Here is a 13452-nt window from a genome sequence, read left to right on the forward strand (position 1 = left end):
TCGCTGAGCGGATCCCAGGCCGCGAGGTCTTCCAACCGCTTGTCGTTGGAGAAGACCTCGAGGATCGGCATCCGCACGCCGATGCGCTTTTGCAGCTTCTCGATCTCGAGTTGCTGGTTCCACAACACGAGGGTCACAACGACGCCGCTCTCACCGGCGCGGGCGGTACGGCCCGAGCGGTGCAGATAGGTCTTGTGGTCTTCGGGCGGGTCGTAGTGGATCACCACGTCGATGCCGTCGACGTGAATGCCGCGGGCGGCAACGTCGGTGGCAACCAGTACCTTCACCTGGCCGCGACGCATGCTGTCGAGCGTGCGGTTGCGCGCGCCCTGGTGCATGTCGCCATGCAGCGCAGCGGCTGCGAAGCCGGCGATGGTCAGGCGGTCCGCGATCGTGTCGGCATCGCGCTTGGTTGCGGTAAACACCACAGCCTGGTCGATCGATACGTCACGCAGGATCTGGTCGAGCAGGCGATTCTTGTGCGACAGGTCGTCGACGAAGTGGACCTTCTGCTGGATGTTTTCATGCCGTGTTGTGGCGCTGGCGATCTGCACCACCAGCGGGTTGCGGGTGATGCGTGCGGCGATCTTGCCGACCATGCCGTCGAGCGTAGCCGAGAACAGCATGGTTTGACGGGTTTCAGGGGTCGCGGCGACGATGCGTTCGATGTCTTCCACGAAGCCCATGTCGAGCATGCGGTCAGCTTCATCGAGCACCAGCACTTGCAGTTCCGAGAAATCGATCTTGCCCGATTCCATGTGGTCGATCAGGCGGCCAGGGGTGGCGACCAGGATCTCCGGATTGCGTGCCAGCAGTTGCATCTGCTTTGGATAAGGCATGCCGCCCAGGATCGAAATTGCCTTGATGCCGCGCAGGTGTGCGCCGTATTTTTCAGTTGCCGTGGTGACTTGCAATGCCAGTTCGCGCGTTGGCGTCAGCACCAAAACGCGCGGTGTGGCAGCGCGAAAGCGTGGGCGCTCGCCGCGTGCACGGGCAGCCTGGCTCAATTGGTTAGGTGTCTTGCCTGACGGGTCGGCCGCAACGGCGGACGCCAGAAGGTGCAGCGCCGGGATCATGAATGCAGCTGTTTTGCCCGAGCCGGTTTGCGACGAGACCATCAGGTCGCGGCCCTGGATGCCGGCTGGAATTGCCTGGCTTTGGACCGTGGTTGGCTCTGTATAGCCGGATTCGGTGATTGCTTTAAGGATGGCGGGATGGAGACCCAGTGCTTCAAAAGTCATAGTTTCTTTCGTCAAAATCAATACCTCGCGCTGCATGCGACTGCAGGTCGAAGTGCGCTCATGGCGCGGGAAAAGCAACGCGAACCAGCGAAACTGCGAAACAGCAATGAGGACTGCAGGGCTCAGAGAGATTTCGGCACAAAAGCTTTGCGCCGGGGCGGTGTCCGTCGTAGGCGACACCAGGGGGCGGGAGGGCTTCGTTTGGACCAGCGAGGGTTTGCGATGCAGCGATTGTGCCCTGTTAAGAGCACAGCGCGCAATTATAGGAGCTTATGCGCGGGATGTCCACTATTCTCTTTGCCTGGCGCCCAAGGCGCCAGCAGGCGGGGGGCTGCGTCGGCACGCCCCGCCCAAGTACTTGCCAGTCAGCAAGCGATTACAGCAAGCCTTCGGACTGCAATGCTTCCTGCACTTTCGGACGCGCAGCCACCCGCGCCATGTAGGCCTGGACGTTGGGGAATTCTGCCATGTCGATCTTGTGCGGCTTGGTCCAGCGCAGCACCGTATACAGATAAGCGTCCGGCGCAGTGAATTTCTCGCCCATGATGTACTGCTTGCCGTCCAGCAGCCTCTCCAGCGCTTTCAGCCTGCGCGCAACCACATTGCCCTGGACCACTTTCATTTCCGGCGTCATGGCCGGATTGAACAGTGCGCCGATCTGTTTGTGCATTTCCGTTGCTGCGAAATTCAGCGCTTCCTGCAACTGGTAGCGCTCGAAGCTGCCGGCCGCGGGGGCCAGCCCGGCCGCCGGATTCTGGTCGGCCAGGTACTGGCACAACACGGCAACTTCAGTCAGCACGCCTTTGCCGGTATCCAGCGCCGGCACATAGCCCTTTGGGTTGATGGCCCAGAAGTCGGCGCCGCTGGCCGTCTTCTTGTTCGGAATGTCGACCCGCTCCAGCTCAAGGGCAATGCCGGCTTCGCAGGCAACGATGTGTGGCGCCATGGAGCAGGCGCCGGGGGCGTAATAAAGTTTCATGATCTCCTTGTGGTCAGGTCGTGTCAGGTTGGTGTTCGCTGGCACGCCAGCATTCCTGCATGACGTGCGGATTGGCGAAAGGCGAAGCTGTCGATTGCCGGCCGTTACTCCGGCGCGTACATCACATGCGAAAAACCGCCATCGACGTAGGTGATTTCCGACGTCACGCCTGCCGCGAGGTCTGACAGCATGAACGCGGCGACATTGCCGACGTCTTCAATCGTGACATTGCGGCGCAGTGGCGCATGGGTGGCGACGATGCCCAGCAATTTGCTGAAGTCCTTGATGCCGCTGGCCGCCAGGGTCTTGATCGGGCCGGCCGAAATGGCATTGACGCGCACGCCCTTCTTGCCGAGCGACTCGGCCAGGTAGCGTACGCTCGCTTCGAGCGACGCCTTGGCCAGGCCCATGGTGTTGTAGTTGGGCGTGGCGCGGATTGCGCCGAGATAGGTCAGTGTCAGCAAGGACGAACCGGGCTTGAGCAAGGGCAGGGCCGCCTTGGCCAGCGCCGGGAAGCTGTAGGCTGAAATTTCATGGGCAGTGCGAAAACCCTCGCGCGACAGGCCTTCCAGGAAGTCGCCGGTAATCGCCTCGCGCGGGGCAAAGCCGATCGAATGCACCAGGCCATCGAGCTGCTGCCAGGACTGGCCGAGGTCGCGAAACAGCGCATCCATCTGCTCGTCGCTGGCGACGTCGCACGGGAAAATCAATTCGCTGCCGAACTCCTTGGCGAATTCAATGGTGCGATCCTTGAAACGGTCGCCGACATAAGTGAATGCCAGTTCGGCGCCTTCACGCTTGCAGGCCTGGGCAATGCCGTAAGCGATGGAACGGTTCGACAGCAGTCCCGTAATCAGTATTTTTTTATCTTGCAGGAACGCCATGGTGGGACTCCGAGAGGTCAGGATGGCGGAGATTGTAGGTCCTCAGGCAAGACAGGGCAACCGCGACCGGTTCATCAGCGACCGGGCGCGGCCCTTTAGGTACAATAGCCGGCATTTCCTGGCGCGCGTGCGTGCCTTAGGACGCGGCGGTCGATTTCCCCTGGGCAAGCGCTTGCATGGTAAGACTCTTCTCGACAATCTTCTTCATCGCCGCCACGCTGGCCGGCGCCCACGCATGGGGCGCGCATGCATTTGCGCTGTATGGCGAGCCCAAGTATCCGGCCGGTTTCCGGCATTTCGATTACGTCAATCCCAACGCGCCGCGCGGCGGCGAACTGTTCCTGGCTAATCCGGACCGCCGCACCAGCTTCGACAAGTTCAATCCCTATTCGCTCAAAGGCGTGGCCGCCGCAGGATTGTCGAACCTGATGTTCGAGACCCTGGCCACCGGCTCTTCCGACGAAACCGCAACCATGTACGGCCTGCTGGCGCAAGACATGGTGCTGGCGCCGGACCGCATGTCGATGATTTTCCGGCTCGATCCGAAAGCACGTTTCAACAACGGCGACCCGGTGCTGGCGGCCGATGTCAAACATTCCTATGACACCTTGCTGGCCAAGGGCGCGCCCCAGTTCAAGTCGGTCTTTGCCGACGTCGGGCAATGCGTGGTGCTGGATGAACGCACGGTGCGCTTCGACTTCAAGCGGCTCAATCGCGAACTACCGCTGATCGTTGGCGGCGTGCCGGTCTTTTCGCGCAAGTGGGGCGCCGGCACCGAGTTCGACAAGATACAGCTGGCCGCGCCGATCGCCACCGGCCCCTACCTGATCGACCGCTACGACGTTGGCCGCTCCATCGTTTACCGCCGCAATCCGGCTTATTGGGGCAATGACATCCCGACCCGGCGCGGCATGTTCAATTTCGAGCGCATCGTCTACCGTTTCTATAAGGACGATGTGGCGCGGCTGGAGGCGTTCAAGGCAGGCGAGTTCGATGTCGTGGTCGAGTACAGTGCCAAGAACTGGGCGCGCGCCTATAACGGTCCGAAATTTCGCAGCGGCGAGATCGTCAAGCGCGAACTGAAGCACTCCAACGGCGCCGGCATGCAAGGTTTCATGATGAACCTGCGTCGTTCGCAGTTCCGTGACCCGCGGGTCAGGCAGGCGCTGGGCCTGGCGCTGGACTATGAATGGATGAACCGGCAGTTGTTCTACAACCAGTACCAGCGCCTTTACTCCTATTTCAGCAACAGCGAACTGGGTGCAACTGGCATGCCGGGCGCGGCTGAACTGAGCTTGCTCGGGCCGCTGCGCAGCCAGCTTGACCCTGCCGTATTCGGTCCGGCGCCGATCCCGCCCGCCACCGAGCCGCCCGCGTCGCTGCGCGCCAACCTGCTTAAGGCGCGCGAACTGTTCCGCCAGGCCGGCTGGGAGTACCGCGATGGCGCGCTGCGCAATGCCAGTGGCGAGGTGTACAGCTTCGAGATCCTGGATGACCAGTCGGCCCTGTCGCGGGTCATCAGCGTTTATGTACGCAACCTGCGCAAGCTCGGTGTGCAGGTCACCCAGCGCACTGCCGACTACGCGCTGGTGCAAAAACGCATGGAAGAATTCGACTACGACATGACCACCCAGCGGCTGGCCGACGTTACCAGCCCCGGCAACGAAATGTTCGACATTTTCGGATCCGAAGCGGCCGATATCAAGGGATCGAACAATGTCTGGGGCTTGAAGGACCCGGCAGTGGACAAGCTGGTGGCGGCGCTGGTGGCGGCCGAGACCCGCGAGCAGCTGATCGCGGCCTCGCGTGCGCTCGACCGTGTGCTGTTGCATAAATATATCGCCATTCCGCACTGGTTTTCGCCGACCCATCGGGTCGCTTACCGCAGTCGATTTGGCATTCCCGAAAAAGCGCCGCTGTACTACCAGGCGGATCCCTATGTCATCTCGACCTGGTGGCAGGCCAAGCCGCGCTGACGCCGTAATCGTCGTCGTCAGGCAGGGTCCACGGACGCAGAAGGAAACATGAATATCTGGTCATATATTGCCAAGCGCATCCTGCTGATGATCCCGACGCTGCTGGGCGTCATCGCCATCACCTTTGCCGTGATCCAGTTTGTTCCCGGCGGGCCGGTCGAGCAGGCCTTGATGGAATTGAAGCAGGGCGCCGTGACCGGCGGTGGCGAAGCCAGCGGTGGCGGCGCTGCGCAATATCGCGGCCGGCAAGGCATCGACGCCGAGCGGGTCAAGGAAATCAAGGCGCTGTATGGCTTCGACAAGCCGCCGCTGGAGCGTTTCTGGCAAATGCTCAAGGGATTCGCCACCTTCGATCTCGGGCAAAGCTTCTACCATCACAAGGATGTGTGGGAGCTGGTCAAATCCAAGTTGCCGGTATCGATTTCCCTGGGCATGTGGACTTTTTTCCTGGCGTATTTCATTTCTGTCCCGCTCGGGATCAGCAAGGCAATCCGCGAAGGTAGCCGCTTTGACGTCGTTACCAGCATTGCCGTCCTGATCGGTTATTCGATACCGGGTTTCGTGCTCGGCGTCTTGCTGCTGGTGCTGTTCGGCGGCGGCAGTTTCGTACAGTGGTTCCCGCTGCGCGGCCTGACCTCGGACAACTGGGAGACCCTGTCATGGGCGGGTAAAGTCACCGACTACCTGTGGCATATCACCTTGCCCGTGACCGCCTCGGTCGCCGGCGCTTTTGCCGTCATGACCATGCTCACCAAAAATACCTTCCTGGAAGAAATACGCAAGCAGTACGTGCTGACCGCCCGCGCCAAGGGCTTGTCTGAAAAGACCGTGCTGTACAAGCATGTATTCCGCAATGCGCTGATCCCGCTGGTGACCGGCTTCCCGGCGGCGTTCATCGGCGCATTTTTCGCCGGATCGCTGCTGATCGAAACCTTGTTCTCGCTCGATGGCCTGGGCCTGCTGTCGTACGAGTCGGTGGTCCGGCGCGACTACCCGGTGGTGATGGGTACGCTCTACCTGTTCACGCTGATCGGCCTGGTGGTCAAGCTGCTTGGTGACCTGTGCTACGTGTGGGCCGATCCGCGCGTGCAGTTTGAAAGCCTGGCCCGATGATCGCGCCGTCGATTTCGCCGGGCCGCCGCGTCTGGTTGCGCTTTCGCCAAAGCCGGCGCGGCTACTGGAGCCTGCTGATTTTCGTGGTGCTGTTCGGTTTGAGCCTGATGGCCGAAGTGATCTCCAACGACCGTCCGCTGGTTGCCCGCTACAAGGGGGAACTGGTATTTCCGATCGTGAAGGACTATTCGGAGCGCGTGTTCGGCGGCGACTTCGATACGCCGGCCGACTATCTCGATCCCTTCATCGAGCAGCAGTTCCATCAGGATGGCAACTGGGCCATCTACCCATTGAACCGCTATCGGTATGACACGCTGAATTATTTCGCCAAGTCACCCAATCCGGCGCCCCCGACAGCACAGAACTGGATCGGCACCGACGACCGCGGACGCGATGTGTTCGCACGGCTCCTGTATGGATTCCGCATCTCGATCCTGTTCGGGCTGGCGCTGACGGTAACCGGCGTGATCCTGGGCTTGCTGACGGGCGCGATACAGGGTGATTTCGCCGGCCGCAACGACTTGCTGTTCCAGCGTTTCATGGAAATCTGGGGCTCGATGCCGGAGTTGTACCTGCTGATCATCTTCGCGTCGATCTTCGACCCCAGCATCGGCTTGCTGCTGTTGCTGTTGTCCTTGTTCGGCTGGATGGGGCTGTCCGACTATGTGCGGGCCGACTTCCTGCGCAACCGCAACCTGGAATACGTGCAAGCCGGGCGTGCACTCGGCTTGTCCAACGCGCAGATCATCTGGCGGCATGTCCTGCCCAATAGCATGACGCCGGTCGTCACCTTCCTGCCGTTCCGGATGAGCGCGGCGATCCTGGCATTGACCAGCCTGGATTTCCTCGGTCTTGGCGTACCGCCACCGACGCCCAGCCTGGGCGAACTGCTGGCCCAGGGTAAAAATAATCTCGACGCCTGGTGGATTGCGGTTTCCACCTTTGGCGTGCTCAGTATCACGCTCTTGTTGCTAACGAATATCGGCGATGCCTTGCGCAATGCGCTCGATGTCCGGAGGCAGGCATGAGCTTGCTCGAAGTGCGCAACCTGGCTGTCGCATTCGGCCCGGCCACGGTGGTCGATGGCGTCAGCTTCTCGATCGCCCCCGGTGAAAAATTCGCGCTGGTTGGCGAATCCGGGTCTGGCAAAACGGTGACGGCATTGTCGATGCTGCGCCTGAACCAGGACGCGTCGTATCGCGGCGAGATCCTGTTCGAAGGCGACGACATCTTGCAGAAACCGGCCGCCGCCATGCGTGCATTGCGCGGGCGCGACATCGCGATGATTTTCCAGGAGCCGATGACCGCGCTGAACCCGCTGTTCACCATTGGCAACCAGATTGCCGAAGTGCTGATGCTGCATGAGGGCTTGAGCGCAAAGGCAGCGGCAAAGCGGGTGGTCGAATTGCTCGACAAGACCGGCATACCGGAGCCGGCCCGTCGCGCGCTGGCCTATCCGCACCAGCTATCCGGCGGGCAGCGGCAACGCGCGATGATTGCCATGGCGCTGGCTTGCCGGCCGCGCTTGCTGATTGCCGATGAGCCCACCACCGCGCTCGACGTCACCATCCAGGTGCAGATACTGGAGCTGCTGAACCAGTTGCAGCGCGAAGAAAACATGGCAGTCCTGATCATCTCCCACGATCTCAACCTGGTGCGGCATTTTGCAGACCGTGTGGGTGTGATGGAAAAAGGCTTGCTGGTCGAGACCGCCAGTACACAAGAACTTTTTACTGCGCCGCGCGAGGCGTACACCCGGAAATTGCTGGCCAGTCATCCCGACCGTCTGGTCGAGCCAGTCGGCGACAGCCAGGGCCTGCTGCTGGAAGGTGAACGGGTGCGCTGTATTTTCGAAATCCGCACGGGTTGGTTCAAGAAGCGCGATTTCGTTGCCGTCGACGACGTCAGCCTGACATTGCGCCAGGGTGAAACGCTGGGCATCGTCGGTGAATCCGGTTCCGGTAAATCGACGCTGGGCATGGCATTGCTGCGGCTATCCACCGCCCGGGTGTCAGGACGCATTGCATTTGTCGGACAGCCGATCAGCGAAATGGACAGTGCGAAAGTGCGGCCATTGCGCTCGCGCATGCAGGTGGTGTTCCAGGATCCGTTCGCATCCTTGTCGCCGCGGCGGACAGTCGAACAAATTGTGGTCGAAGGACTGGCGCTGCACCGGCCGGAACTATCCCGTCCGGAATTGCGGCAGGCAGTCGGTGAGGCATTGGAAGAGGTGGGTCTGCAAGCCGACATGATGTCGCGCTACCCGCATGAATTTTCTGGCGGTCAGCGGCAGCGGATTTCGATCGCACGCGCGCTGGTGCTCAAGCCCTCGTTGATCCTGCTCGATGAGCCGACTTCATCGCTCGATGTGTCGGTGCAGTTCCAGGTACTGCAGTTGCTGGCCGGCCTGCAAAAGAAATACGGCATGGCTTATCTGTTCATCAGCCACGATCTTGCCGTGATCCGCGCGATGGCGCATCGGGTCATCGTGATGAAGGACGGGAAAGTCGTGGAGTCCGGCACCAGCGAGTCGGTGCTGACGCATCCGGCCGCGGACTATACGAAGAGTTTGCTGGCAGCTGCGACTTATTCGACGCTATGACGACCAAGGTCGGGGGCGAGCTCCCGACCAGCGTCATGAGCGTGACGCTGGCGGGCGTCGTTACATCTGAATCAGCCTGATTTGTCCGCTGCCTTCGCGGTCGCTGTTGCGCCGCCGTTCTTGACCGGCTTTTTCACGACAGCAGTTGGCTTCCTGGGCGGTTTTTTCGATTTTGCGGCGACCTTCGTCTTCCCGGTTTTTTTCGATGCAGCCTGCGTGGTCTTCTTGCCAGTGGTGCCCTTGGTAGCGACTGCGCGCTTATTAGGCACTTCCAATTCCAGCTTCTGGCCCCGGGCCACGGTATCCTTGCTCAAATCGTTCCATGTTTTTATCTGCGCCACGCTGACACCATGCCGGCGGCCGATCGATGCCAGTGTGTCCTTGGCGCCAACGGTAACCCGTATCTTCCTCGTCGGCGATGCTTCCGGCTCCATTGTCATGCGGGCGGTGTCAAGGAGTTCCGGCGCGATGTCTTTCTCGATCGAGTCTTCCGCCTTTGGCACCAGGATAGTCGATCCTTCCTTGAGCGCCATACGCGGCGGGATATGGTTCACCTCGCGCAGGATCTCGGGCGTGGTGCGGAACCTTTTTGCAATCGCATCGATCCGTTCCCGCGCATTGGTGACCCGGTGCGCGGTCCACGAAGAGAGATTGCGTCCCCAATTGGACAGGTTCGAGCGGAATTTTTCCGCATTTGATTTCGGCAGCAGGATCTGCGTGTTGCTGCCGCCGGTAATGACGGGACGATTGAATTGCGGATTGAGCGCCTTGAATTCATCCAGCGACAATTCCGCCAGTTGCGCTGCCACCTTGATGTCGATGTCGCGCGTCTTGCCGATCGTGACAAAGTAGGGTTGGTTATCTACCTTGGGCAACTTCAGGTTGTAATTCTCCGGATGGGCAATGATGTTCTTTACCGCTTGCAGCTTCGGCACATAGTTGCGGGTTTCGGCCGGCATGTAGGACATCAGGCTGGTGTAATCGGTGCCGCGGCCTGCCGCTTTTGCCTTGTTGATCGCCCGCTGCACCGAGCCCTCGCCCCAGTTGTAGGCCGCCAGCGCCAGCTGCCAGTCGCCAAACATGCCGTACAACTTTTGCAGGTAGCTCAGAGCGGCATCGGTCGACGCCAGCACGCTGCGCCGCTCATCCTTGAAAAAATTCTGCTTCAGGTTGAAGTCACGGCCGGTGGACGGAATGAATTGCCACATGCCCGCTGCCTGCGCCGTCGATACGGCCTGCGGGTTGAATGCCGACTCGATGAAGGGCAGCAGCGCCAGCTCGGTGGGCATGTTGCGCTTTTCAAGCTCTTGTACGACATGGAACAGGTAGCGCGACGCGCGCGTCGTGGTGCGCTGGATGTAATCAGGGCGCGATGAGTACCAGTTGACGTGGTGGGTGACCAACTGGTTTTCGATGTCGGGAATGCCAAAGCCCTTGCGGATGCGACCCCACACATCGACTTCTTCCATGCCCAGCACCTGCACCGCGATCGGATCTGACTCGGCAGCGACGCTCGGCAAGTGCGCGAACAGCGAAATGTCCGAGGCCTGGACGGCAGCCGGCAAGCCGGCAGTGGCGAGTACTGCGCTGATCAGTATGCTTGTTCTTGTTCGTTTCATGGGTTCCGATGATGGTCCCGACCCAGGACGGCCAGCACGAGTCAGCTTTGCCGGCAGTGTAAGTACCGGTGTTTCAGTGAGTCAAGGAAAAGCGGCCGCGAAGTGACCGAACGCAAGCTGCCGTACAAAAATCTTACCGGAAGGAATTCTTCCACTCGCGTAAGGCAGCAAAGGCGGCAATAGGTTCCCTGGAGGAAATTTTACCTTCGCTGGCGAGTTTATCGATAATTGCCGGATCGCGGTAACGCAGGAACGGATTGGTTGCCTTTTCGACACCGATGGTCGACGGCACGGTGGGCTCATCGCGCGCGCGTTTTGCTGTTTCAGTGAGCACCCGCTGCTTCAGCGCGGCATTGGTTTCATCCACGGCTTGTGCAAAGCGCAGGTTCGACAGCGTGTATTCATGGGCGCAATACACCTGGGTGCGATCGGGCAGCGCTGCCAGTTTGCCCAGTGAATCAGCCATTTGTGCCGGCGTTCCCTCAAACAGGCGGCCGCAGCCACCGGCAAACAGCGTGTCTCCGCAGAACAGCCAATCCTGGCGCGCCGCATAATAGGCAATGTGGCCGGCGGTATGGCCGGGCACATCCAGTACGGCAAACTCCAGGTCGAGCTCGGGAATCGTCACCTGGTCGCCTTCGGCGAGGCGGCGGGTAATGGCCGGGATTGCTTCCTTTGCCGGGCCGAACACCGGCACATCGAAGCGTTCCAGCAGTGCCGGCACGCCACCGACATGGTCAGCATGGTGATGTGTCAGTAGAATAGCCGCAAGGCTCAGGTGATGCTGGTCCAGAGCGGCGAGTATCGGCGCGGCATCGCCCGGATCCACGACCACGGCATGCACGCCATCGTTAACCAGCCACAGATAATTGTCGGAAAAGGCTGGAACAGTCAGTACTTTTACGGGATTCTTGATCGACATAAGCATGGACCACCAGTCAACAGAAAGGGGCATTATAGCGCTCGACCCCTGGCTCCTGAGTCCGGCGGGTGTCTACCTGAAGGGCTGGGAGCAGGCGCGGCTCGACGCCCTCACCGCCGACATCTTCGGATTCAATGCAATCCAGCTCGGGATGCCGCAGTTGCAAGGGCTGGCAGCCAATCGCATGCCGCATAAATGGCTGACCGACACGCAGCTGCCGCCAGGGCGGGAAGTGCCGGTCGTCGTGGTGCACGACTTTACCGAATTACCCTTTGCCAGCCAGAGCCTGGACCTGGTGCTGTTGCCGCATGTGCTGGAATTTTCCCAGGAGCCGCATCAGGTTTTGCGCGAGGTCGAGCGCGTGCTGATACCGGAAGGGCAACTCATCATTACTGGCTTTAATCCGGCCAGCATGTGGGGCCTGCGCCAGGTGGCCGGGCGTCTCACCGGCGCCCATTTTTTGCCGCTGGACGGCGAGTTCATCAGCGTCGCCCGGCTCAAGGACTGGCTCAAGTTGCTCAACATGGAAGTCAATCGCGGACATTTCGGCTGCTATGCGCCGCCTTTTCGCACCGATAAATGGCTCAACCGTTTCGCCTTCATGGAAAAGGCCGGCGACCGCTGGTGGCCTTATCTCGGCGCGGTGTACGTGGTACAGGCGATCAAGCGCGTCAAGGGCATGCGGATGGTCGGCCCGGCATGGAGCAAAACCAGATCACCGTCCCGACAAGCAGTGCCGGCCACCAACCAGGTGCAGCAAAGCCCCGGGTCAGGACAAATGACGCAGCAGGAACAGCAATCGAAACAATGGAAACCGTAGCAATGGAAACCGTAGAGATTCATACCGATGGCGCCTGCAAGGGCAATCCCGGACGCGGCGGCTGGGGCGCGTGGCTGGCCTCCGGCGGCAAGGAGAAGGAGATCTTCGGCGGCGAACCCAATACCACCAACAACCGGATGGAGCTGCGCGCCGTGATCGAAGCGCTGAATTTGCTGAAGCGGCCCTGCAAGGTTGTCGTGCATACCGACAGCCAGTATGTGCAAAAGGGCATCAGCGAATGGATACACGGCTGGAAGGCGCGCGGCTGGAAAACCGCCAGCCGCGCGCCGGTCAAGAATGTCGACCTGTGGCAGGCGCTCGACCAGGCCCAGGCCCAGCACCAGATCGAATGGCGCTGGGTACGCGGCCATAACGGCCATGCCGGCAACGAGCGCGCCGATGTGCTGGCAAATCGCGGTGTCGAAGAAGGCAGTGCAGATTTGTAGCCGGCGCCGGCCAAGCTGCCGGTGGCCGGGTCCGATTTGCTTTATGCTTGTCGCACAAACCGGCGAATACAGCGACGCCCCACTGCGACTCATCAGGACAACACCACAACATGAACTTCCGACGTATCAGTTATAGCGTTGTTGCCGTGATCGGCATTGGACTGCTTGGTGGCTATGCGTACTACGCGCAGCGCACCCCGTTAAAACCCCAGGAACAGACTGCAGCCGGTGGAGCCGCCGCTGGCGCAAAAGCGGGAACGCCGCGTGCTGCCGCCGGTCCGGTCGCCGTCGACGTCGTGCGGGTCGATACGATGAAGCTGGTGGAAGAGCTCAATTCGGTGGGCACGCTGCGCTCCAATGAGTCCGTTATCCTGCGCCCCGAAGTCGCCGGCCGCATCGTCAAACTGAATTTCAGTGATGGCGCAGCGGTCAGGAAAGGCCAGCAACTGGTTGCATTCGACAGCAGCGTCAACCAGGCCGAAGTGGACCAGGCGCGCGCCGAGCTCAACATCGCCCGCGCCAATTTCCGCCGCAATGAAGAACTCGCCAGCAAGAAATTCATTTCCGAGCGCGCCAAGGACGAGTCGTTTGCCAACGTGCAGGTGCTGGACGCCAAGCTGGCGCTGGCGCAAGCACGGCTGGCCAAACTGGAAATCCGCGCGCCGTTTTCCGGCGTGGTCGGGATCCGCACCGTCAGTGTGGGCGACTACGTAAAAGACGGCGCCGACCTGATCAACCTGGAAGACCTCTCCAGCGTCAAGGTGGACTTCCGGATTCCCGAAAAATACGCGGATGCGGTCAAGATTGGGCAGGGCATCGAAATCATGCTCGACTCCTTGCCCGGTACCAC

The 13452-nt window shown here is 60.8% G+C and carries 12 protein-coding genes; 7 read left to right on the forward strand and 5 right to left on the reverse strand.

What is annotated here, in order from left to right:
• The 3 genes from Q7T64_RS04700 to fabI all read right to left on the reverse strand — a co-directional run.
• The coding region (locus tag Q7T64_RS04700; protein ID WP_304791982.1) for a DEAD/DEAH box helicase at positions 1–1241 on the reverse strand (1241 nt) is incomplete at its 3' end.
• Between the two features lie 376 nt (positions 1242–1617).
• Positions 1618–2220, reverse strand: a complete 603-nt coding sequence (gene gstA, locus Q7T64_RS04705; RefSeq protein WP_304791985.1) for a glutathione transferase GstA — start codon at positions 2218–2220, stop codon at positions 1618–1620.
• 104 nt (positions 2221–2324) lie between these two features.
• The gene (fabI, locus tag Q7T64_RS04710; RefSeq protein WP_304791988.1) at positions 2325–3104 is read right to left on the reverse strand and encodes an enoyl-ACP reductase FabI; all 780 of its coding nucleotides are present in this window, start codon (positions 3102–3104) and stop codon (positions 2325–2327) included.
• A 176-nt stretch (positions 3105–3280) separates the two neighbouring features.
• On the opposite strand from fabI, the gene Q7T64_RS04715 reads away from it, so the two are divergent.
• Genes Q7T64_RS04715 through Q7T64_RS04730 form a run of 4 tightly spaced genes read left to right on the forward strand, consistent with a single transcriptional unit; the run spans position 3281 to position 8795 of the window.
• Positions 3281–5080, forward strand: a complete 1800-nt coding sequence (locus Q7T64_RS04715; protein WP_304791991.1) for an extracellular solute-binding protein — start codon at positions 3281–3283, stop codon at positions 5078–5080.
• Positions 5081–5128: 48 nt separating this feature from the next.
• Positions 5129–6193 (forward strand): microcin C ABC transporter permease YejB, encoded by a 1065-nt coding sequence (locus tag Q7T64_RS04720; protein WP_304791994.1) that lies wholly within the window; start codon positions 5129–5131, stop codon positions 6191–6193.
• Positions 6190–7221, forward strand: a complete 1032-nt coding sequence (locus Q7T64_RS04725) for an ABC transporter permease (RefSeq protein ID WP_304791997.1) — start codon at positions 6190–6192, stop codon at positions 7219–7221. Before Q7T64_RS04720 ends, Q7T64_RS04725 begins: the two co-directional genes overlap by 4 nt.
• A complete protein-coding gene (locus Q7T64_RS04730; RefSeq protein WP_304792000.1) occupies positions 7218–8795 on the forward strand; it encodes an ABC transporter ATP-binding protein in 1578 nt (525 codons plus the stop codon). The genes Q7T64_RS04725 and Q7T64_RS04730 overlap by 4 nt, the downstream gene beginning before the upstream one ends.
• 71 nt (positions 8796–8866) lie before the next feature.
• On the opposite strand, the gene Q7T64_RS04735 is transcribed toward Q7T64_RS04730, so the two are convergent.
• Together Q7T64_RS04735 and gloB are read right to left on the reverse strand one after the other, a co-directional pair.
• Complete coding sequence (locus Q7T64_RS04735) at positions 8867–10414, reverse strand: transglycosylase SLT domain-containing protein (protein ID WP_304792004.1); 1548 nt, start codon at positions 10412–10414, stop codon at positions 8867–8869.
• Positions 10415–10547: 133 nt separating this feature from the next.
• A complete protein-coding gene (gloB, locus tag Q7T64_RS04740) occupies positions 10548–11342 on the reverse strand; it encodes a hydroxyacylglutathione hydrolase (RefSeq protein WP_304792007.1) in 795 nt (264 codons plus the stop codon).
• Here gloB and Q7T64_RS04745 point away from each other — a divergent pair.
• The 3 genes from Q7T64_RS04745 to Q7T64_RS04755 all read left to right on the forward strand — a co-directional run.
• On the forward strand, positions 11341–12156 hold the full coding sequence (locus tag Q7T64_RS04745; protein WP_304792010.1) for a class I SAM-dependent methyltransferase: 816 nt from the start codon (positions 11341–11343) through the stop codon (positions 12154–12156). The genes gloB and Q7T64_RS04745 overlap by 2 nt on opposite strands.
• Before the next feature lie 2 nt (positions 12157–12158).
• Positions 12159–12602 carry a ribonuclease HI gene (rnhA, locus tag Q7T64_RS04750; RefSeq protein WP_304792016.1) on the forward strand — a complete coding sequence of 148 codons (444 nt, stop codon included), beginning with the start codon at positions 12159–12161 and terminating at the stop codon, positions 12600–12602.
• 110 nt (positions 12603–12712) lie between these two features.
• The coding region (locus Q7T64_RS04755; protein WP_304792013.1) for an efflux RND transporter periplasmic adaptor subunit at positions 12713–13452 on the forward strand (740 nt) is incomplete at its 3' end.

Source organism: Lacisediminimonas sp. (assembly GCF_030645335.1).
GTDB lineage: Bacteria > Pseudomonadota > Gammaproteobacteria > Burkholderiales > Burkholderiaceae_D > Lacisediminimonas.